Annotated in this window: 14 protein-coding genes; 6 read left to right on the top strand and 8 right to left on the bottom strand. The window is 66.5% G+C overall.

Annotated features, from left to right (window positions below; genetic code table 11):
- Positions 1-38 precede the first annotated feature (38 nt).
- Positions 39-962 carry an EamA family transporter RarD gene (rarD, locus tag QC821_RS11900; protein ID WP_309721502.1) on the top strand — a complete coding sequence of 308 codons (924 nt, stop codon included), beginning with the start codon at positions 39-41 and terminating at the stop codon, positions 960-962.
- Here rarD and QC821_RS11905 read toward each other — a convergent pair.
- From QC821_RS11905 to QC821_RS11930, 6 genes are all read right to left on the bottom strand, one after another.
- On the bottom strand, positions 908-1,987 hold the full coding sequence (locus QC821_RS11905) for a hypothetical protein (protein ID WP_309721505.1): 1,080 nt from the start codon (positions 1,985-1,987) through the stop codon (positions 908-910). The genes rarD and QC821_RS11905 overlap by 55 nt on opposite strands.
- Positions 1,988-2,161: 174 nt before the next feature.
- The gene (locus QC821_RS11910; protein WP_309721508.1) at positions 2,162-4,549 is read right to left on the bottom strand and encodes an EAL domain-containing protein; all 2,388 of its coding nucleotides are present in this window, start codon (positions 4,547-4,549) and stop codon (positions 2,162-2,164) included.
- A gap of 11 nt (positions 4,550-4,560) precedes the next feature.
- Positions 4,561-6,156 (bottom strand): methyl-accepting chemotaxis protein, encoded by a 1,596-nt coding sequence (locus QC821_RS11915; protein WP_309721511.1) that lies wholly within the window; start codon positions 6,154-6,156, stop codon positions 4,561-4,563.
- Between the two features lie 159 nt (positions 6,157-6,315).
- Positions 6,316-7,812 (bottom strand): CoA-acylating methylmalonate-semialdehyde dehydrogenase, encoded by a 1,497-nt coding sequence (locus QC821_RS11920; RefSeq protein ID WP_309721514.1) that lies wholly within the window; start codon positions 7,810-7,812, stop codon positions 6,316-6,318.
- Between the two features lie 42 nt (positions 7,813-7,854).
- Positions 7,855-9,219 (bottom strand): omega-aminotransferase AptA, encoded by a 1,365-nt coding sequence (gene aptA / locus QC821_RS11925; RefSeq protein ID WP_422720109.1) that lies wholly within the window; start codon positions 9,217-9,219, stop codon positions 7,855-7,857.
- A 153-nt stretch (positions 9,220-9,372) separates the two neighbouring features.
- Complete coding sequence (locus QC821_RS11930; RefSeq protein WP_309721517.1) at positions 9,373-10,041, bottom strand: DUF1028 domain-containing protein; 669 nt, start codon at positions 10,039-10,041, stop codon at positions 9,373-9,375.
- Between the two features lie 287 nt (positions 10,042-10,328).
- Here QC821_RS11930 and QC821_RS11935 point away from each other — a divergent pair, with 287 nt between their 5' ends.
- The 5 genes from QC821_RS11935 to QC821_RS11955 are packed head-to-tail and all read left to right on the top strand — an operon-like array spanning position 10,329 to position 16,672.
- Positions 10,329-11,906: an ABC transporter substrate-binding protein gene (locus QC821_RS11935; protein WP_309721520.1), complete on the top strand. Its 1,578-nt coding sequence runs from the start codon at positions 10,329-10,331 to the stop codon at positions 11,904-11,906.
- A gap of 60 nt (positions 11,907-11,966) precedes the next feature.
- Positions 11,967-12,914: an ABC transporter permease gene (locus QC821_RS11940; RefSeq protein ID WP_309721522.1), complete on the top strand. Its 948-nt coding sequence runs from the start codon at positions 11,967-11,969 to the stop codon at positions 12,912-12,914.
- Positions 12,914-14,827 (top strand): dipeptide/oligopeptide/nickel ABC transporter permease/ATP-binding protein, encoded by a 1,914-nt coding sequence (locus QC821_RS11945; protein ID WP_309721525.1) that lies wholly within the window; start codon positions 12,914-12,916, stop codon positions 14,825-14,827. Before QC821_RS11940 ends, QC821_RS11945 begins: the two co-directional genes overlap by 1 nt.
- A complete protein-coding gene (locus QC821_RS11950) occupies positions 14,820-15,839 on the top strand; it encodes an ABC transporter ATP-binding protein (protein ID WP_309721527.1) in 1,020 nt (339 codons plus the stop codon). Before QC821_RS11945 ends, QC821_RS11950 begins: the two co-directional genes overlap by 8 nt.
- Complete coding sequence (locus tag QC821_RS11955; protein ID WP_309721531.1) at positions 15,836-16,672, top strand: FadR/GntR family transcriptional regulator; 837 nt, start codon at positions 15,836-15,838, stop codon at positions 16,670-16,672. The genes QC821_RS11950 and QC821_RS11955 overlap by 4 nt, the downstream gene beginning before the upstream one ends.
- A 38-nt stretch (positions 16,673-16,710) precedes the next feature.
- Here QC821_RS11955 and QC821_RS11960 read toward each other — a convergent pair whose 3' ends face one another.
- Together QC821_RS11960 and QC821_RS11965 are read right to left on the bottom strand one after the other, a co-directional pair.
- Positions 16,711-19,122 (bottom strand): membrane-bound PQQ-dependent dehydrogenase, glucose/quinate/shikimate family, encoded by a 2,412-nt coding sequence (locus QC821_RS11960; protein ID WP_309721534.1) that lies wholly within the window; start codon positions 19,120-19,122, stop codon positions 16,711-16,713.
- A gap of 266 nt (positions 19,123-19,388) precedes the next feature.
- Positions 19,389-20,411, bottom strand: a complete 1,023-nt coding sequence (locus QC821_RS11965) for a zinc-binding metallopeptidase family protein (RefSeq protein ID WP_309721537.1) — start codon at positions 20,409-20,411, stop codon at positions 19,389-19,391.
- Positions 20,412-20,500 lie beyond the last annotated feature (89 nt).

A 20,500-nucleotide genomic window follows, 5' to 3' on the forward strand; every position in this document is an offset into this window, starting at 1 on the left:
CGGCTATGATAGATTAGCGCTTTGCTTTCGAGGTCATCATGCCACCGACGTCCCACACTCGTCACACCCCTTTCAGCGAGGCTACCCAGGGGACCCTGTTCGGGCTCGGCGCCTACACCATGTGGGGCTGCTTCCCGCTGTTTTTCGCGCTGTTCGACGGCGTGCCGGCCTGGGAGATCCTGATTCACCGGATCGTCTGGTCATGCCTGTTCCTGCTCGGCCTGATCGCCGTGCTCGGCCGCTTCACGCCGGTACGCCTGGCGCTGGGCGAACCGCGGCGACTGGGCCGCGTGCTCGGTTGCGCACTGCTGATCGCCCTCAACTGGGCGATCTATATCTACGCCGTGGAGAGCCGTCAGGTGCTGCAGGCCAGCCTCGGCTACTTTCTTACGCCGCTGGTCAACGTGGGGCTGGGAATGCTGGTGCTGCGCGAGCGAATGGCGCCGCTACAGGGCGTGGCGGTGGGCCTGGCCAGCCTGGCCATCGCCATCCAACTGGTTGGGCTGGGAGAGTTACCGTGGATTACTCTGGTACTGGCCTTCTCGTTCGGCACCTACGGCCTGCTGCGCAAGCAGGTGCCGCTGGATGGTCTGTCAGGACTGTTCGTCGAAACGCTACTGCTGCTGCCGCTGGCACTGCTGGCCCTCGGCTGGTTGACCCACCTCGAGGTCTCGCACTTCCTCGGCGAGGCACGCCATACCTGGCTGCTGATCGCCAGCGGAGTGATCACCGCCCTGCCCCTGCTGGCGTTTGCCGGGGCCGCACGCCGCCTGCGCCTGGCAACCCTGGGCTTTCTGATGTACATCAACCCGACCATTCAGTTCTTCATCGCCCTGCTGATCTTCGGCGAGACGATCACGCCGCTGCAGCTGGCGACCTTCGTACTCATCTGGATCGGCCTGGCGCTCTACTCCTGGTCAGCCTGGCAGGGCAGATCGGACGGCGCGCCGCGGGCGGCCTGAGCGGCATCGGCGAGATAGTCGAGTAGCGTATCCAGCGCCTGCATGGTCGGCACCACGCCCTGGTGGATCGGCGCCTCACCGGCACCATCGCCGACCACCGCCGCGGCGAAACTCTGCCGGTAGAGCGCCACCGCACTGTCGTCGGAGCGATCCTCCAGTGCCTTGAGGCCGGCCGCGGCGAGCCCATCGGGATCATTCGCCGGCAGCGTCACCAGGCAGTGATGCAGCCCCTGCTCGTTGACCCCGAAGCAGCGCTGAGAGCCCAACACCCGCCACTGCATCATGCGTAGCCGAGTGACGCGGCGCAGCTGCTCCACCCGCGGGTCCTGCAGCAGCCACTGATTGGCCAGGCGGCCGTTGATGCGCCGCCCCGGGGTGATGGCGTTGATCACCGGATAGAGGAAGCCACGGCGCTGCACCATCCAGTCCAGCGCTGCATCCACCGGCACGCCGTGGGCCGGGTCGGCGATCATTTCACGCCGCGAGATGGCGTTGCGCACCGAGGCCACGCGCAGTTGGCAGGCGGCAGCGATCTCCACTGCCACCAGATAGCCGGGCGTATCGATCATGATCCCCAGACGCACCGCGAGCTCGGGCTGGCGGTGAATCAGCGGGTCGAGCTTGAGGCGCAGCGCAGCCAGCCCCAGCAGGTGCTGGAGGCGGCGCAGTGAGGGCTTTTCGTGGAGCTCAATCAGGGTACTGGCATACATCACGAAGCTGACGAAATCGCTGTAGGCCGCCCACTCAGCGTCATGCTGAGGCAGCCAGTCGCCCAGCCTGACCTCGCCGCAGGCCAGCCGTCGCCAGGCCAGGGCCAGCTCGGGCATCTTGCCCAGGGCGTCACGCTGCGGGCCGCGCTCGCGCAGCGCCGGTACGTGCAGCAAACGCTGCAGAGAGGGGCCGGCAAACCCACTCACCCACTGCACATCGTCGATCAACTGCGCCGGCGCAAACAGCGCCTCGAGCGAATCTCCCAGCAGCGTGCTGTCGAGTGCCAGTTTGGCGCTTTTCGCGGCCTGGAACATGCTGACTCCGTTAACAATCCCGGCCGGCCTTCTCCAGCAGGGTGACCATGACGAACGGCGCACCTGACAGCGCCGAAAGGTAACATCGAGTGTCAGTCAGGCCGCATCTCGCGATCCTTAAGCATACCCGGAAATATCTTGTAATATTAGTTAACGGCAGGGACAATCAAAACTTTAGCCTTTGCCGTAGCGCACGAGGAAATCATCGAAAGGCATGGGTCGCGCAAAATAGAAGCCCTGCACCACCTCGATGCCCATCGATACCAGCCACTGCGCCTCTTCCTCGGTCTCGACACCCTCCGCGACGATACCCAGCCGCAGTGTCTGGCAGAAACCCACCAGCGCCGAGTAGGCATCCCGGGCGCGACCATGCTGTCCTGACGCCTGCAGCAGCTCACGGTCGAGCTTGACGCTATTCAGCGGCAGCCGCTGGAGCAGCTGGAAGGCGGTATGCCCGGTACCGAAGTCGTCCAGCGCCAGTCGCACGCCAAGGCCTCTCAGCCGGGTCATGGCCCGATCGATATCGCCGAGATCGTGAAAATTGGCGTGCTCGGTAATCTCCAGCTCGATACACGCCGGGTCGAGCTGCCGCGACTCGATGATCTGGCCCAGCTGGGCCAGAAAGTCGTCGCGGCCCAGCGTACTGAGGGTGATATTGACCGCCACCACGAAGCCCTCGGGAAGCCTGGGGCGGCATGCCTCGAACCAGCACAGGCCCTGCTCCATCACCCAGCGGTCGAGAGCGTCGTTGAGCCCCAGCGCATCGACGATGGGCAGAAATTCGCTGGGCATCACCTCGCCCAGATGAGGATGGCGCCAGCGAACCAGCAGTTCGCCGCCCACCAGACGAGCGTCACGCGGCGCCAACTGGGGCTGAATCAGCAGATAGAACTGCTCGCTGTGCGACTCGAAGGCCTCGCGCAGCGCATCCGAGAGCTTGCGATAGCGACTGCCCCGCGATTCGTCGTAGGGCGCGACCCGCGCCAACGGCCGCTGCCAGCCCTCGCGCCCCAGCTGATGCATGCCATCCTCCAGCGCCGCCAGGTAGGCTGGCAGGTTGGTCAACCGCGGCTGGCACATCACCAGGCAGGCATACCACTCCAGGCGGCGATGACCGCCATCGAGCTGCGGCAGCGCCGCCAGCAGCCGGTCCAACTGAACCTCAGGGTCGCCCTCGGCGTCGCTGTCGATATGACCCACCAGAGTAAGGTCGGGGTTCACATAGAGCTGCCACGCCTCTGGCAGGCGCGGGAGAATCAGCGCCAGCTGCCCGCGCATCAATGACCAGGCGGCCTCATGCCCGAGCCGCTGGCGAAAATCATGCAGCTGAGGTGCCTTGAGCATGAACAGCCAGCCGGAGAATACCCGCTCGGGCTTGGCCAACGCCGCCGCCTCCAGGGCCTGGCGGGTGTGCAGGCCGGTACGTCGGTCGACCAGCAGCCGCTGGCGCTGCCGCAGCATCCGCCAGCGCAGCCAGCCCAGCACCACCAGGCTCGCCAGCAGCAGCGTAGCCAGCCCAGCCACCAGCCACTGCAGCTGGCGGGACATGCCGGCACGTGCGCTGATATAGCGCTCGACGTTGAGCCACTCGATATCATCGCGGCCCGCCGCGCGCTGGCGCCAGCGGGCATCGAGTAGATAGCGGTAGCTGCCTACCTCCTGTATCACCGGCAGCTGGTCGTGGGCGTGGCTGAGCAGCGAGTCGACCAGCAGCTGGGCTACCCGTTCGATATCCAGCACCGCGCCACCGTCACAGCCCAGCGCGATCTGGTACGGCAGGTGGCAGAAGACCGCAATGCCGCGCGCCTCCAACTGGTTCAACCAGGTGCGCCGTTCGGCGTCGATATCGGACGCCCCCATGGTCTGACCTTCGACCAGATATACCTGGGTGCCAGGTGGGGCGTCGCGATATGCCTCGGTCACCTGCTCGGGGCTCCATTCCCAGAGCACGTCGAACAGTTCGACCTGCTCATTGGCGTCAATTGCCTCGAGCATCGATCGGGTCAGGTTGCGCCCCACCTGCGTACGGTCCCCCAGCACCAGCAGCGGCAACGGCGCACCGAACAGCTCGGTCAGAAACGCCAGCGAGCGCCGCTCCACCGGTTGGGTGGCCACCAGGCGCACGCCGTGATAGGTCGCCGCTCCCCACAGCGCCGGGTCGTTGATGCCTGCGGCCACTACGCGGCGGGGATTGCCCAGCGCTTGCGGGAAGTCGAGATAGAAGCGCAGGGCGGCGTCGTCGAGCAGGATGAGATACTCGGCAGGCGCTGCCGCAAGACGCCCGGCCAGACGCGAACGGTGCAGCGCAAAGGCCTCGCTCTCATCGATGCGCCGCGCATCCAGATAGTCGACGCTTAGCGCCAAGCTGTCATCGCGGCGCTCCACCGCCGCCCCGATATGCGCGACCAGATCATCGGTCCAGGGGTTGCCCTGGTGGTAGGACGCCAGCACGTGGATATCATGCGCCAGGGCCGGCAGCCACGCCGCCCCGAGCAGCAGCCCCAGCAGGCTGCCGACCAGCCGTGATCCGACCGTCCTCCGCGGCGTTCCTTGCCTGTACATGCCGCGTCTCCCTATACGTTTTCTCCCCCTGCAGGCTGGTAGCCGATGCGAAAACCGCCCCAGTGGCGCCCCTGCACGAAGATCGGCACCGACAGGTCGTGCATCACCTCGCCAGTATCACGTTTGTAGGTTTGCAGTAGCAAAGGCTTCTGGTGTGCCCCGCAGCGGCGGCCGGTTGGATCGTCGAAGATGCGCTTGCTGCGGCTGTAGTGTAGATCATGCTGATAGTCGCCGGTGGCTGGCTGACTGACGCGACGATTGTGGGTCGGCACATAGCCACGGCGATCGCAGGTAATGGCGTAGGCCAGGTCGAGGGCCTCGAGAAGTGGCTCCTGAATAGCCGGCAGATGGCGGTCGGTGAACTGATCATAGTGGGTCTGGTACTTGGCCGGCCGGGTATCGGGCAGCGGCACATAGGACTCGGAGAACAGCTGCTCGAGGCTCATCTCGCCGCGTTTCACGGCCTGCTCGAACAGCTTGCCGATCTGCTCGGCGCTACGCCGCGCAGCCTGCAGCACTTGCTGATGGCGACCGTTGAGGCGCTGCAGGGCGAGTTCACCGTCGACGCCCTCGGCGGCATCCATCAGCGCGCGCGCCTGCTCGGCCAAGTCATGCATGTCGCGGGTGCTGGCCGCGGTGTCGACGTCCAGCTGCTGCAGGGTGGTGGCGATCTGCTGGCTGTGGCCATTGGTATCGGCCATCGCCTCGGCGATGCTGCCGATCTGCGACTCGACGCTGTCGACGTGCTGGGTAACATCAGCGAGCTGCTGGCCGACCGTCTCGACCTCCCGGGCCCGATCGCCGACCCGCTGCATCAGATGACCGATGGTCTCCACCACCCGCTGGCTGCTGTCGCCGATTTCCCCGACCAGGCTCTCGACCTGACGAGTGGCGTCCGAGGTGCGGCCCGCCAGCTGGCGTACCTCGCCGGCCACCACCGCAAAACCACGGCCATGTTCACCGGCCCTGGCCGCCTCGATGGAAGCATTCAGCGACAGCAGGTTGGTCTGCTCGGCGATATCCTCGATCAGCGCAGTCACGTGGCGCACGCTCTCGCTCTTGGTGCTGAGCGTGGTCAACAGTCCCAGGGCTTCCTCGGAGCGTGCCGCCAGGGCGCGCATCTCCTCGATCACCTGGGTCAGGGCATCACGACTGGCGGCATTGGAGACCCGCGACTGCCCGGCGAGCTCGGCAACCTGCTGGGCGCTGCGGGTGACCTGCTCGATAGCGGCGGTGATCGCCTGCATGCTGGCCACCGCCTCCTTGACCACCTGGTCCTGCCGCGCCAGCCGCTGATCCATGCGATCGGCATGGTGCGACACCTCGGCCGAGGCGATCGCCGTGCGGCTGGCGCGACCCATCAGACGATAGGCCATCGCCTTGAGCGAGCGGTAGTCGGCCAGCGGCGACGCACCAGACTTCCCGCCAGAGGCCGGTTCCTCGCCCGCGGCATAGACCGCGCAGCTCCTCGCCAGCATCACTCCGGCGCCCCCCAGTGCCGCCATCAATAGCGCCAGCGCCAATGCCCAGGCGGCCTGAAACGACGCCCCCAGCCACCCGGCGGCAATTAGCAGTAGACACGCCCCTGCGCACACTAGCTTGCCCATATTCACTCCCGCTTATTATTGTCGAGTCATGCAGAATATCGGCAATCATGGATGTTTCTTGCTACGACATTGGCCGCATCGACCTAGGCCGTAGACGCACGCGGGGCGCCCTGTCCTACGACAGGGCGCCCCGCGAGACGCCAATGCAGCGCGGGCGGCTCAACTGCCGCCGGAGGGGAAAGTGAACTCGGCGTGGGTCTTCTCGAAGGGCGCCGGCCAGCGCTGGCTGACGGCCTTGCGGCGAGTGTAGAAGCGCACCGCATCGGGGCCGTAGGCGTGCAGGTCGCCGAACAGCGAGCGCTTCCAGCCGCCGAAGCTGTGGTAGGCCACCGGCACCGGCAGCGGTACGTTGATACCCACCATGCCGACCTGGATCTGGTCGGCGAAGCGCCGCGCCGCTTCGCCGTCGCCGGTGAACAGGCAGGTGCCGTTGCCGTATTCGTGGGCGTTGATCAGCTCGATGGCCGCATCCAGGCTGTCGACCCGGACCACGCACAGTACCGGGCCGAAGATCTCCTCCTGGTAGATGCGCATGTCGGCGCTGACCTTGTCGAACAAGCAGCCACCGATGAAGAAGCCCTGCTCGTGGCCCGGCACGGTCAGGCCACGGCCATCGGCGACCAGCTCGGCGCCGGCGGCCACGCCGTCATCGATGAAGCCGAGCACCTTGTCGCGATGTTCGGCGGTAACCAGCGGCCCCATGTCGAGCCCGGGCTGGGTACCGGCACCGATCTTCAGCGCGTCGATCTTGGGCCGCAGCGCCTCGATCAGCCGCTCGGCGGTCTCGTCGCCGACGCAGACCGCCACCGAGATCGCCATGCAGCGCTCGCCGCAGCTGCCGTAGGCGGCCCCCATCAGGGTATTGGCGGCGTTATCGATATCGGCATCGGGCAGCACCACGGCGTGGTTCTTGGCCCCACCCAGCGCCTGCACCCGCTTGCCGTTGGCACAGCCACGGGAGTAGATCGCCTCGGCGATCGGCGTCGAGCCGACGAAGGACAGCGCCTGCACGTCCGGTGCGTCGAGCAGCGCCTCGACCGCCTCGCGGCCGCCGTGAACGACGTTGATCACGCCCTTGGGCGCGCCGGCTTCCTCGAGCAGCTCGGCGATCGCCAGCGCCGAGGTGGGATCCTTCTCCGAGGGCTTGAGGATGAAGGTGTTGCCGCAGGCGATGGCCATGGGATACATCCACAGCGGCACCATCGCCGGGAAGTTGAACGGCGTGATGCCGGCCACCACGCCCAGCGGCTGGAAGTTCGACCAGGCATCGATGTTCGGCCCGACGTTGTGCGAATACTCGCCCTTGACCAGCTCCGGCACGCCGCAGGCGTATTCGACGTTCTCGATGCCGCGCTTGAGCTCGCCCAGCGCATCCTCGAGCACCTTGCCATGCTCCTCGCTGATCAGGCGGGTAAGCCGCTCGGCGTTGTCCTCGAGCAGCTGCTTGAAGCGAAACATCACCTGGGCGCGCTTGGCCGGCGGGGTGTCGCGCCAGGCGGGAAAGGCCGCCTTGGCCGCGGCAACGGCCTGCTCGACGGTGGTGCCATCGGCGTCTGCCACCTGACGGATCACCGCGCCTGTCGAAGGATTGGTGATGTCGAGATAGCGTTCGGCGGCGACGCGCTCACCGCCGATCAAATGGGTAACCTGTTCCATGCTGACTCCTGAAATACGTATATTACTGCCTGAGCGCTGGGCTCAGGCAAGATGATCGAGGGTCGTGGCCACGGCATCGAAGAGCCGCTCGAGCTCATCGCCGGTGGTCGAGAACGGCGGACCGAACTGCAGGGTATCGCCACCGTAACGCACGTAGAAGCCGGCGTCCCATAGCGCTACCGCGGCATCGCGGGGACGTATCGTGGGATCGCCGTCACGTGGCGCCAGCTGCAGGGCGCCGGCCAGGCCGTAGTTGCGAATATCGACGATATGCCGCCGCCCCTTCAGGGCGTGCAGCTTGTCTTCAAAGAGCGGCGCAATGGCCGCCACCTGGGCCGGGAACTGCTCGCGCTCGAATAGCTCCAGCGCCGCCAGGCCCGCGGCACAGGCCACCGGGTGGCCGCTGTAGGTATAGCCATGGGGGAATTCGATGGCATGCTTGGCACCGCCGCCGTGCATGAAGGTGTCGAAGATCTCGCCCGAGGCAATTACCGCACCCATCGGCACCGCGCCGTTGGTCAGCTGCTTGGCGACGTTCATGATATCCGGCGTGACGCCGAAGGCTTCGGCGCCGGTGGTAGCACCGCAGCGGCCAAAAGCAGTGATCACCTCGTCGAAGATCAGCAGGATGTCGTGCTGATCGCAGATCTGGCGCAGGCGCTGTAGATAGCCCTTGGGCGGCACGATGACCCCCGCCGAGCCCGACATTGGCTCGACGATCACCGCGGCGATGTTGGAAGCGTCGTGCAGCGCGATCTGTTCGAGCAGCGCATCGGCGAGCTCGGCGCCGGTCTCGGCCTGACCGCGGGTAAAGGCGAGCTGGGGCTGCAGGGTGTGCGGCAGGTGAGTGACATCCATCAGCTGACCGTAGTGCTTGCGGTTGCCACCGATGCCACCCAGGCTGGTGCCGCCAATATTGACCCCGTGATAGCCCTTGGCGCGGCCGATCAGACGGGTCTTCTCGGGCTTGCCCTTGAGACGCCAGTATGCCTTGGCCATCTTCACCGAGGTGTCGGCAGCCTCGGAGCCGGAGTTGGTGAAGAATACGTGATCGAGCCCCGCCGGGGTCAGGCTCGCGACCTTTTCCGCCAGCTCGAAGGCCAGCGGATGGCCGACCTGGAAGCCCGGCGCGAAATCGAGGCTGCCCAGCTGCCGGGAGACCGCGTCGCGGATCTCCTCGCGATTGTGGCCGGCGCCGCAGGTCCAAAGCCCGGACAGCGAATCGAACAGCCGGCGGCCGTGGCGATCGATGAAGTAGCGCCCCTCGGCGCCGGTCACCATGCGTGGCTTGGCGTGAAAGTCGCGGTTACCGGTAAACGGCATCCAGAAGGCGTGATTGAGCGCGGGGTCGGCGGTTGATTCGCTGCCGACCTGCTCGCGATAGAGCGGGGAATCGACGTTCAGCATACGGGCATCTCGTGTCGTGGCCTTGTGATCAGGCGTGTTGTTAGGATAGCCCCTAGCCTGGCCCCTGCATTGAGTTTTAAAAATTATAATTTTTCAACATTCACGTATCGATTGACTCACGCGAATTCCCGTCTCTAGTACAATAATGCCCGCTCAGTGACGATGCGGGTCATTGGCCGTCGGCAGCCGCCCAAGAAAGGCCTGATAGTCGCGATCATGGTCGACCCGCCGCTTGAGGGCCAGCAGCTCGACCACCGCATTCATGGCATCGTCGATGCGCAGGTCCAGCGGCAGCCCGCCCGGCGCCCGCACCCTGAGTGCCGCCGAGCGCGTGCCGCGGGCGTCGCCACCGGCGTCGCAGCCGGCGTTCAGCGCCGCTAGCAGCGCAGCGTCCAGGTTGTCGGCGTTTGCGCGGCTACGCCGATACGCCTCCATCATCAGCGTTCCGACCCGATCACTTGCCAGCATGTTGCCGGCTACCACCACGCCCGGCTCGCGCAGTAGCGCGACCACCGGCACGTTGTGTTCACCGCTCCAGCCGGCGCTCCGGCCCCGGGCATCCATCAGCGCGATCTGTCGCCAGGCGGCGCCCCGGTCGTCACGCTGGAGCGCTTCCACCACCGCCTCTACCGACATGCCGTCAGCCAGCGCCGCCAGGCCCTGTTCGGCGGCCAGTACATTGGTGCTGTATCCCTGGGTGATTGCTGCTCCAACCCCGGCACGCAGATGCGGCACGAAGGCACCCAGTGCCGGACCGCCGGTGGCGCAGGCGATGCCGTGGGCACCGCTGGCGTAGTCATATCCGATAATGCTGTAGGTCATTGCATACCCCCTCGACTCTGCATTACTTGTGGCGTTGGTAGCGCCCAGGGACGGGTTTACAGCGCCTCCTCGCAGGCCTGTCCCCGGATCAGTCCCGGGCGACCAGCTGTGGGTGCCCCTCTTGCTCGGCAAATCCCCATATCCACCTGCCTCGCCTCGCCACTTGCATCACGCTCTCGCCTATGCCATACCTAATTAGAGAGATTTATCATGATAAATACAAAACACCTTCAGCGTAGCCGCTTGTGCTCACCCACGACAACCTCAACAACATCAGGAGAGGCACGATGATTCGCTCCCTCGCACTGCCCAAGGGCCTGGGGCTATCGGCCCTGGCAATCGCCGTGGCCGGCTTGAGCGCCCCGCTCGCCGCCCAGACCCCGCCCAACGTGCTGGTGGTCGGCCAGATCGCCGAGCCGCAGTCGCTGGACCCGGCCCAGGTCACCGCGGTCAACGACTTCCGCATCATGATGAACATGTACGACGGCCTGGTGCGCTACGCCGACGGCACCCTCGAGGTCGAGCCGGCGCTGGCCAGCGAGTGGCAGATCAGTGACGACGGCACCGTCTACACCTTCACCCTGCGCGACGACGTCAGCTTCCATGACGGCAGCGCCTTCGACGCCGAAGCCGTGGTGTTTCACTTCGAGCGCATGCTCGACGAGGAGCACCCCTACCACGACACCGGCTCCTTCCCGCTGGCGTTCTTCTTCGAGGCCATCGACAGCGTCGTGGCCAGCGGCGAGCACGAGGTGACCTTCACCCTCGACGAGCCCTATGCGCCCTTCCTCTCCAACCTCGCCTACCCCACCGGCCTGATCGTCTCACCGGCGGCGGTGGAGGAGCACGGCGAGGACTTCGGCCGCAACCCCTCGGGCACCGGGCCCTTCCAGTTCGAGGAGTGGCAGAGCAACAGCCGCGTGGTGGCAAGCGCCAACCCCGACTACTGGGACGGCGCGCCGGCGCTGGAGGCGGTGGTATTTCGGCCGATCACCGATGCCAACACCCGGGTCGCCGAGATGATGGCTGGCGGTATCGACCTGATGGTCGAGGTGCCACCGGACAACGTCGCCCAGTTCGCCGAGGACCCGATGTACCAGGTGTCCGAACAGGCCGGCCCGCACCTGTGGTTCCTGATCCTCAATACCAAGGAGGGCCCCTTCGCCGAGCGCAGCATGCGCCAGGCGATCAACTACGCCATCGACAAGGAGTCGCTGGTCGACAACATCCTCGAGGGCACCGCCACGGTAGCCGCCGGCCCGATTCCGCCGGCCTTCGAGTGGGCCTACAACGAGGAGCTCGAGCCCTACCCCTATGACCCGGAGCGCGCCCGCGAGCTGATCGCCGAGGCCGGTCATGAGGGCGCCGAGCTTACCTTTTATGTCACCGAGGGCGGCTCGGGGATGCTCGACCCGATCCCCATGGGCGCGGCGATCCAGGCCGACCTGGCCGATGTCGGCCTCGACGTCAGCATCGAGACCTACGAGTGGAACACCTTCCTCGGCGAGGTCAACCCGGGCCTCGAAGGCAAGGCCGACATGGCGCAGATGGCGTGGATGACCAACGACCCGGACACCCTGCCGTTCCTGGCCCTGCGCAGCGAGGCCATGCCCGACCAGGGCGGCTTCAACTCCGGCTACTACAGCAATCCGGAGGTCGACGCGCTGCTCGAGCAGGCCCGCCGCAGCGTCGACCAGGACGAGCGTGCTGCGTTGTACAAGGAGATGCAGGCCATTGTCCACGAGGACGCGCCCTGGGCCTTCATCGCCAACTGGCAGCAGAACGCGGTGTCCAGCGCCGCGGTGGAGGGCTTCCGCCTGCAGCCGTCGTTCTTCCTGCTGCTCCACGAGGTCAGCAAGCCGTAAGCACGCCGAGCCCCGGGCAGGCACGCCTGCCCGGAGGCCTACGCCAAGCGGAGTGATGACATGCATCTCTACGTACTGCGCCGCCTGCTGATGACGGTGCCGGTGCTGCTGGGGCTGACGGTGATCGTGTTTTTGATCATGTCGCTGATCCCCGGTGACCCGGCGCTGGCCATCCTTGGCTCCTATGCCACGCCGGAGAACCTGGCGCGGCTGCGCGCCAACCTCGGCCTCGACCTCAGCCTGCCGCAGCAGTACTGGGTGTGGCTGACCAATATCCTGCAGGGCGACTTCGGGCGCTCCTACCACCTCAACCGGCCGGTACTCGACGAGGTGCTGGAGCGCTTCGGCGCGACCCTGATCCTGGCCGGCACCTCACTGGCGCTGTGCGTGGTGATCGGCGTGATTGCCGGCATCGTCTCGGCGGTGCGCCAGTACGGTTGGGCCGATCGCATCATCACCCTGCTGGTGCTGATCGGTATCTCGGTGCCGGCCTTCTGGCTGGGCATGCTGATGATTCTGCTGTTCTCGGTGGAGCTGCGCTGGTTTCCGGTCAGCGGCATGTACTCGATCTACGGCGGCGGCGACCTGCCCGACCTGCTGCGTCACCTGGTATTGCCGGCCATTGCCCTGGCGGTAGTGGCAGCCGGGGTGATCGCGCGACTGACCCGTTCCAACATGCTCGAGGTGCTGCGCCAGGACTATATTCGCACCGCCCGCGCCAAGGGCCTCGACGAGAATCGCGTGATCCTCGGCCACGCCTTCAAGGTGGCACTGGTCAACCTGATCCCAGTGATCGGCGTGCAGGCCGGCTTCGTGATCGGCGGTGCGGTGTACATCGAGACGGTGTTCCAGTGGCCCGGCATCGGCCGCATGCTGGTCACCGCCATCTCGACCCGTGACATCCTGCTGGTCCAGGGCGGCGTGCTGGTGGTGGCCGCCAGCTACGTGCTGTTCAACCTATGCGCCGACCTGCTGCAGTACTGGCTCGACCCGAGGATCAAGGCATGATGGCATTCCTCAAACTGCTGGCGCGCAACCGCCTGGCGGCATTCGGTGGCCTGCTGCTGCTGGCCCTGGTGGTGCTGGCGCTGGTCACCCCGCTGCTGCCGCTGCTCGAGCCCAACGCCACCAATCCCGCCAACCGCCTGCAGCCACCGCTCTCCGAGGGCCACTGGCTGGGTACCGACCAGCTCGGTCGCGATATTCTCTCGCGGCTGCTGTGGGGCCTGCGGGTCAGCCTGGCGGTGGGCATCGCCGCCTCGCTGGTGGCGGCCTTCATCGGCTCGCTGATCGGGCTGGTGTCGGGCTACTTCGGCGGGCGCACCGACAACGTACTGATGCGCGGCATCGACATGCTGATGGCGTTTCCCTACATCCTGCTGGCGCTGGCCATCGTCGCGGTGCTGGGGCCGGGGCTGATGAACGCCCTCTACGCCATTGCCATCGTCAATATCCCATTCTTCGCACGTAATATCCGCGGCGCCACGGTGAGCATCGCGCATCGCGAGTTCGTCGACGCCGCACGGCTGTCGGGCAAGGGCGACCTGCGCATCCTGCTCAGCGAGATACTGCCCAACGTGCTGCCGGTGATCGTCATCACCCTCTCCACCACGGTGGGCTGGATGATCCTCGAGACCGCCGGGCTGAGCTTCCTCGGCCTCGGCGCCCAGCCGCCCCAGGCCGACCTCGGTTCGATGCTCGGCGAGGGCCGGCGCATGATCATCAACGCCCCGCATGTCGCCACCCTGCCGGGGATCGCGATCTTCCTGCTGGTGATGAGCATCAACCTGCTCGGCGACGGCGTGCGCGACGCCCTCGACCCGCGCCTCAAGTCCGGCGCGCTGTCGCGCCCGGCGCCGCAGACCCGCCTGCGCCGTCGGCGCCACGCCAAGGTCGATGACGCGGTACACGTGCCCGGCCAGGCACCGGCGCTGCTCGAGGTCGACGGCCTGCACACCGATTTCGAGGTCGGCCGCGACACCTACCGTGCCGTCAACGGCGTGAGCTTCGCCCTCCAGCCCAACGAGTGCCTGGGACTGGTCGGCGAATCGGGCTCCGGCAAGTCGGTCACCGCGCTGTCGCTGCTCGGCCTGGTGGCCTCGCCGCCGGGGGTGATCAGCGGCGGGCGCGTCGAGTTCGAGGGTCGCGACCTGCTCGACCTTGGCATCCGTGAGCTGCGCAAGGTGCGCGGCAATCAGGTGGCCTACGTGTTCCAGGATCCGCTCTCGACCCTGCATCCGCTGATCAAGGTCGGCGAGCAGCTGGTCGAGGCGATTCGCACCCATCAGCCGCTGTCGCGCCAGGCCGCCCACGAGCGTGCCGTGGCGCTGCTCGGCCAGGTGCGGATCCCCAACCCCGAGCGCCGCGCGGCCCAGTACCCCCACGAGCTGTCCGGCGGCATGCGCCAGCGGGTCGGTATCGCCATGGCGCTGGCCAATGACCCGCAGCTGATCATCGCCGACGAACCTACCACGGCGCTGGACGTCACGGTTCAGGCGCAGATCCTGGCCCTGCTCAAGCGACTGCGCGAGTCGCAGGGCACCGCGGTGCTGTTCATCACCCACGATTTCGGCGTGGTGTCGCAGATCTGCGACCGCGTGGCGGTGATGTACGCCGGCCGCATCGTCGAGGTAGGTCCCACGCAGGAACTGTTGGCCAATCCGCGCCACCCCTACACCCGGCGGCTGATCGACTGCGTACCCCGCCTCGGCGACCCCGACCACGAGCCGGCGGCGATTCCCGGCCTGCCACCGGCGGCCAACGCCCTGCCAGAAGGCTGCGCCTTCGCCGAGCGCTGCGACCTGGCCGAGCCGCGCTGCCGCGAGGGGGACATCGCCCTGATCGCCAGCGACGCCCGGCGCCAGGTGCGCTGCATCAAGCCGCTGGCCAACCGCACCACGACCGGAGCTGCCCATGCCTGAACCGCTGCTCGACATCACCGGGCTGACGCGCACCTTCGGCGGTGGCCGCAGCCTGCTGGGGGTGGCCAAACCGGGCGTACACGCCGTGCAGGGCGTCGACCTGCAGGTGGCGCGCGGCGAGACCCTGGGCATCGTCGGCGAGTCCGGCTGCGGCAAGTCGACCCTGGCGCGCATGCTGGTCGGGCTCGACACCCCCACTGCCGGCCAGGTGCGTTTCGCCGGCGAGGACCTGCAAGCCATGCGCCGCCACGATCGTCACGCGCTGTCGCGGCGAATCCAGTACGTCTTCCAGGACCCGCTCAGTTCGCTCAACCCGCGCATGCGTATCCGCGATATCCTCGCCGCTCCGCTCAAGCACCTGCGCGGCCTCTCGGGCCGGGCGCTGGACGCGCGCATCGCCGAGCTACTCGAGGTGGTCAATCTGCGCCCCGAGTTCGTGAGCCGCTATCCCCATGAGTTCTCCGGCGGCCAGGCCCAGCGCATCGGCATCGCCCGGGCGCTGGCCGCAGAGCCCGAGGTGCTGGTGCTCGACGAGCCGGTCTCGGCACTGGATGTCTCGGTCCAGGCCCAGGTGCTCAAGCTGCTGCGTCGGCTCAAGGCCGAATTCGACCTCACCTACCTGTTCATCAGCCACGACCTGTCGGTGGTCGAGACCATCAGCCAGCGCATCGCGGTGATGTACTTCGGACGGGTAGTGGAACAGGCCCCGGCGCGCCTGCTGTTCAGCGAGCCCGCCCACCCCTACACCCGGCTGCTGCTGGGCAGCGCGCCGATACCCGGCGGCCCGCCCATCGTTGCCGAATCCACGGCCGCCGAACTGCCCGACCCGCTCGACCCGCCCCCCGGCTGCGCCTTCGCACCGCGCTGCCCCAAGGCCCGCGACGCCTGCCGCCAGGCACCGCCTGCGCTGGACGCACTTGGCCAACATTCGCATCGTGCCGCCTGCCTGTACCCCGAGCGGGGGCCGTGGCAGGCTAGCGCCTCGATCAACGCCACTCCGGAAGCGCCATGAATTCGTCATCGCCCGCCGCTGCTCCGCGCCGCAAGCGCACCCATGCCATCGCCGAGGCGCTCAAGGACTATATCGCCGAGCATGGCCTGACGCCCGGCGAGCGACTGCCCCAGGAGCAGCATCTGATCGATGCCCTGGGCGCCTCCAAGGGCACCATTCGCGAGGCGATGCGCGCCCTCGAGGCACAGGGCCTGATCCAGACCCGTACCGGACCCAAGGGCGGCGCCTTTATCGCCGAGGTCAGCGCCGACCGCAGCATGGAGCTGCTCGGCAACTACTTCTTCTTTCGTCCGCCGACCATTCACGACATCTACGAGGTACGCAAGCAACTCGAGCCGGCGCTGGTGGCGAGCATCGCCGGCCGGCTCGACGCCGCGGCCTTCGCCGGCCTGGAGGCAGTGATGGCCTACTACGACCACCCTCCGGCCACCCTCGAGGAGGAGCACACCCAGCGTCACAAGGAGCTCGAATTCCACCTGCTGCTGGTCGAGCACTGCCCCAATCCGCTGCTGGCGCTGATGTGTCGCTACCCGATTCGGCTACTGATGAACCACACCGTCTGCCAGCGCATCTATCAGCATCCCTACCCGGAGCTGCGCCAGCGCGGCCACGACTACCAGCAGCAGTTGATCGCCGCGCTGCGCGACGCTGACGCCGAGCGCGCCAGCCGCGTCATGGCCGAGCATATGCGTGCCGCCCAGGCGCTGATGGAAGCCCGCGAGGCGATGCTGGAGAAGACCTTCTTCAAGGCCGAGGGAGCGGCCAGCGCACCGAGCCGCGAATACCTGGCGCTGCAGGGCCACTGGCCGGGCAAGTCAGCGCCCGGCACTTAGCGGTATCCGATATCGCATCTCCCTAGGCAGGGCGGCGTTCATTCGGGCAAGGCATAGGCGATGATGGCATCACCGGCCTTGGTGCCCAGCGAGCCATGGCCGCCCGCCACGACCACTAGCACCTGCTTTCCCTGCGAGTTGCGGTAGGTCATCGGCGTGGCCTGTCCGCCGGCGGGCAAGCGGTCTTCCCACAGCTGCTCGCCGGTCGTCACGTCGTAGGCGCGAACGTAGTAGTCCAGGGTGCCGCTCATGAATGCCACGCCTCCCGCCGTCATCACGGGGCCACCCAGGTCGGGAACGCCAAGCTTGAACGGTAGCGGCAGCGGCGCGAGGTCACGCACGGTGCCATTGCGATGTTGCCAGACGACCTCCCCGGTCCGCAGGTCGGCGCCGGCGACCATGCCCCAGGGCGGCTGCTGGCAGGGCAGGTCGATGGGCGACATGAACGGCATGAGTTCCACCGCGTAAGGCGCACCGAAGTTCTCGTTGATGCCCGGGCCCGGCGAATCCATGCTGACATGAAGGCTATAGTCGTCGTCGCGTGGAATCAGGCGCGACACGAAGGCGAGATAGCCAGGCGTGGTGAAGGCGACCTGACGCTCCGGGTCAACGGCGATGCCGCCCCAGTTGAAGACACCGAAATTGCCCGGATAGACCAGCGTGCCGTTGGTCGACGGCGGGGTATAGCGTCCTTCGTAGTTCAGCTGGCGAAACGCGATACGACAGGCCAACTGGTCGAAAAGCGTCAAGCCCCACATGGCCGCCTCCTGCAGCGGCGCTGGCTCCAGGGAGAGCGCCGAGGCAGGCTGGGTGGGATGGGCGACATCGGGCAACTGCGTGGCTTGAGACACTTCCTCTTCCACCACCGGCAGGATCGGCTCGCCGGTCTCACGATTGAGCACGAACAGATCGCCCTGCTTGGTTGGTGCCACCAGCGCCGGCACATCACCTTCCGGCATGCTCAGGTCGATCAGGCTGGGCTGGGAGGACACGTCATAATCCCACAGGTCGTGATGAACGGTCTGGAAGACCCACTCGACCCGACCATCGGCAAGGTTGAGCGCGACGATGGACGACGCGAAGCGGCCGGTGAACTCGTCACGCTCCACGCCCCACTGGTCGGGGGGCTGGTTGCCCATCGGCAGATAGACCATGCCGAGGTCTTCATCGACGCTGGCGATCGACCACATGTTGGGGCTGTTGGCGACATAGAACTCATCGTCGGCGATGGGATCGGTTGCCTCGGGGTTGCGCGGATCCCAGTTCCAGACCAGCTCGCCACTCTGGACATCATAGGCGCGTATCACGCCCGAGGTGTTGTCGGTGGTCACATTGTCGTTGATGGCGCCACCGATGATGACCAGTTCTTGGGTGACCACCGGCGGCGACGTGGAGTAGTAGAAGCCCGGCCGGTAATTCGGCATGTTGGCCGACAGATCGATGGCGCCATCGTCGCCGAATCCCACGCAGGCACGGCCACTCTCGGCATCGAGTGCCAAGAGGCGCGCATCGGCGGTGGGCATGAAAATGCGTCGCGCACAGTGCATCTCGTCGGCATCGGCGCTCTCATCGCTGCCGGGGTGATATGACACGCCGCGGCAGGTCTGGTGCTGACGGTTGATGTCCTGCGGCGACTGCGGATCGAAACGCCATCTCTCGCTGCCATCGTCGGCATCGAGCGCGATGACCAGGCTATGCGGGGTACACAGGTACAGCGTGTCGTCGACCTTGAGCGGCGTCACTTGGTAGGTGGTCTCGATGGGGTCGCCCGGGCCGCGCATATCGCCGGTATTGAAGGTCCAGAGCACCTCGAGCTCGCCCACGTTGTCCGGCGTGATCTCGTCCAGCGGTGAATAGCGCTGACCGAACCCGGTCCTGCCATAGGCGTGCCACTCGCCATCGGCGCTGCCCTCGACCTGCTGGGCCTCATCGCCGTGGGCGTCCGCCTCATGCGCTGACCTCGCCACCGCGTCGGGTAGCTGGCCCTGCACCGCGTGCGGATCAGTGAATAGCGAGGCCAGCGCCACGACCGCCGAGACGACCAGCACAGCGGCCAGCGGCGCCATGCTCCGCGAATCGAACCCCGGCCAGAAACGACTGGTGGCAGCGCTGGCCGGGGCGCGTGATGTCGCGGGGGTGCCAAGCGACCGGGTGACCCAGGGGGTCAACAACCACAGGCCAATCAGGACCACCAGGCTGCAGCGGGGCAGCAACGCCCACCAGTCGAGCCCGACTTCCCATAGCGCCCACAGCAGGGTAATGATCACCACCACGGCATAGACCCACAGGGCTGCGCCATGTCGCTTGATCAACAGCCCGGCGGTGACCAGAAACCCTAGCGCAGCCAGCAGGTAAAACCAGCTTCCTCCGAGTGCCGCGAGCCATACGCCACCGATTGCCAGGCCCATCCCCAGCAACAACAGAATCCCTCCCGTCAATACCGCTGCCATGTCGCTCTCCTTGGCATTGCCTTGCGTTCCTTTCCTGGGAGTCGCCTGCAAGCGGCTCACACCTTCACTTGCAAGGTAGTGATACAGCCAGGATGAGCGAACGCTGTAGCAACAGCATAGGGACAGTTGGCGACGGCGTATAACGAGGCGAGTTTAAATAGTCTTTTTTGATGGCTTTTTTTTCATGGAGGCTGGCTTGATTAGATAACTGCCTGAGCCAATTACACCAGGTTGCATGACATTAGTGGCGACATCATCAGCCACGCTCAGGGCGCCGGCAGCCAGGCCATCACCAGCCGACTCAGCGCCACTAGCGAGTCGCGGTGCACTCGCTCCCAGCCGTGGGAGGCATCGGCGCCGAAACAGGCCAGCGCATTGCGCACATCGAGGCCCGCCTTGGCCGCGGCGTCGCCGTCGCAGTAGTAGTAGGGAAAGCAGTCGCGGGTAAAGGGGATCTGCTGCTCACGGCACAGCGCGATCAGTCGCCTTGTGGCAACGGGATGCAGCGGCCCCAGGGAGTCGAGCATGGCGATGGTCACCCCGTGGTGGCAGACGATCTGGCCCTCGCCCTGGGCGGCGATATCCAGGTTGAGCACCTCCTCGATGCCTTGGAACATTACCCCAGTGATGCCCACCCCCAGCTCCTCGGCACACGAGAACACCAGGCGCACATCGGGCGGCAGGCCGACCGCACGGACTGCCGTCAGCAGGCAGGCAATGGCCGCCTTGTTGTCGAGGTGGCGGGCATTGATAAAGCCGCTGTCGGTAACGCTGGGCTGGCTGTCGACGCTGACCAGCGCGCCCACCTCGATGCCCTGCTCGCGCAGCGCCGCCGGCGCGGTATCGACCAGATCCAGGCGCAGCTCGATATGCGCCCAGTCTGCCGGCAGCCGATCGATCGCCTCGTTATGGACATGTCCCGATGCCTTCGTCGGCAGCAGGGTGCCCGTCGCCAGCACCTCTCCTGCTTCGCCATGCAGCTTGACCCGCGCGCCATCGGCAAAGCGTGCATTCCACGAGCCGATCGGCCTGACCGCCAGCCGGCCGTTGTCCTTGAGCCGCACCACCATCGCACCCAGGGTATCCATGTGGGTAGTAATCGCCCGCCGCGCTGCGCCGTCCGGCGCCTCGGCCAGCAGGTCACCGCGAGCAGTGCGCCGAGTCACCAGTCCCAGGCGCGTGAGTTCATCCGCCAGATGGTCGGCGATCGCAGCGGTATGCAGCGACGGCGAGGGTATCGCCAGCAGCGCCAGCAGCTGGTTCTCGAGGTAGCGGGTATCGAATGCCATGGTCGCCTCGCGTCAAGATCGCCAAGCCCCATGTTAGCGCGTTAGCGCCGCATAGCGGTCAACATCGCGGCCGATTTCCGGTAACCTCT

Origin of the sequence: Franzmannia qiaohouensis (assembly GCF_031451695.1) — a bacterium.
GTDB classification, from domain to species: Bacteria; Pseudomonadota; Gammaproteobacteria; order Pseudomonadales; family Halomonadaceae; genus Franzmannia; species Franzmannia qiaohouensis.

Excerpts from the sequence above, each read along its gene's own strand:
- rarD (WP_309721502.1), top strand. The coding sequence starts at position 39 with ATGCCACCGACGTCCCACACTCGTCACACCCCTTTCAGCGAGGCTACC.
- QC821_RS11905 (WP_309721505.1), bottom strand. The coding sequence starts at position 1,987 with ATGTTCCAGGCCGCGAAAAGCGCCAAACTGGCACTCGACAGCACGCTG.
- QC821_RS11910 (WP_309721508.1), bottom strand. The coding sequence starts at position 4,549 with ATGTACAGGCAAGGAACGCCGCGGAGGACGGTCGGATCACGGCTGGTC.
- QC821_RS11915 (WP_309721511.1), bottom strand. The coding sequence starts at position 6,156 with ATGGGCAAGCTAGTGTGCGCAGGGGCGTGTCTACTGCTAATTGCCGCC.
- QC821_RS11920 (WP_309721514.1), bottom strand. The coding sequence starts at position 7,812 with ATGGAACAGGTTACCCATTTGATCGGCGGTGAGCGCGTCGCCGCCGAA.
- aptA (WP_422720109.1), bottom strand. The coding sequence starts at position 9,219 with ATGCTGAACGTCGATTCCCCGCTCTATCGCGAGCAGGTCGGCAGCGAA.
- QC821_RS11930 (WP_309721517.1), bottom strand. The coding sequence starts at position 10,041 with ATGACCTACAGCATTATCGGATATGACTACGCCAGCGGTGCCCACGGC.
- QC821_RS11935 (WP_309721520.1), top strand. The coding sequence starts at position 10,329 with ATGATTCGCTCCCTCGCACTGCCCAAGGGCCTGGGGCTATCGGCCCTG.
- QC821_RS11940 (WP_309721522.1), top strand. The coding sequence starts at position 11,967 with ATGCATCTCTACGTACTGCGCCGCCTGCTGATGACGGTGCCGGTGCTG.
- QC821_RS11945 (WP_309721525.1), top strand. The coding sequence starts at position 12,914 with ATGGCATTCCTCAAACTGCTGGCGCGCAACCGCCTGGCGGCATTCGGT.
- QC821_RS11950 (WP_309721527.1), top strand. The coding sequence starts at position 14,820 with ATGCCTGAACCGCTGCTCGACATCACCGGGCTGACGCGCACCTTCGGC.
- QC821_RS11955 (WP_309721531.1), top strand. The coding sequence starts at position 15,836 with ATGAATTCGTCATCGCCCGCCGCTGCTCCGCGCCGCAAGCGCACCCAT.
- QC821_RS11960 (WP_309721534.1), bottom strand. The coding sequence starts at position 19,122 with ATGGCAGCGGTATTGACGGGAGGGATTCTGTTGTTGCTGGGGATGGGC.
- QC821_RS11965 (WP_309721537.1), bottom strand. The coding sequence starts at position 20,411 with ATGGCATTCGATACCCGCTACCTCGAGAACCAGCTGCTGGCGCTGCTG.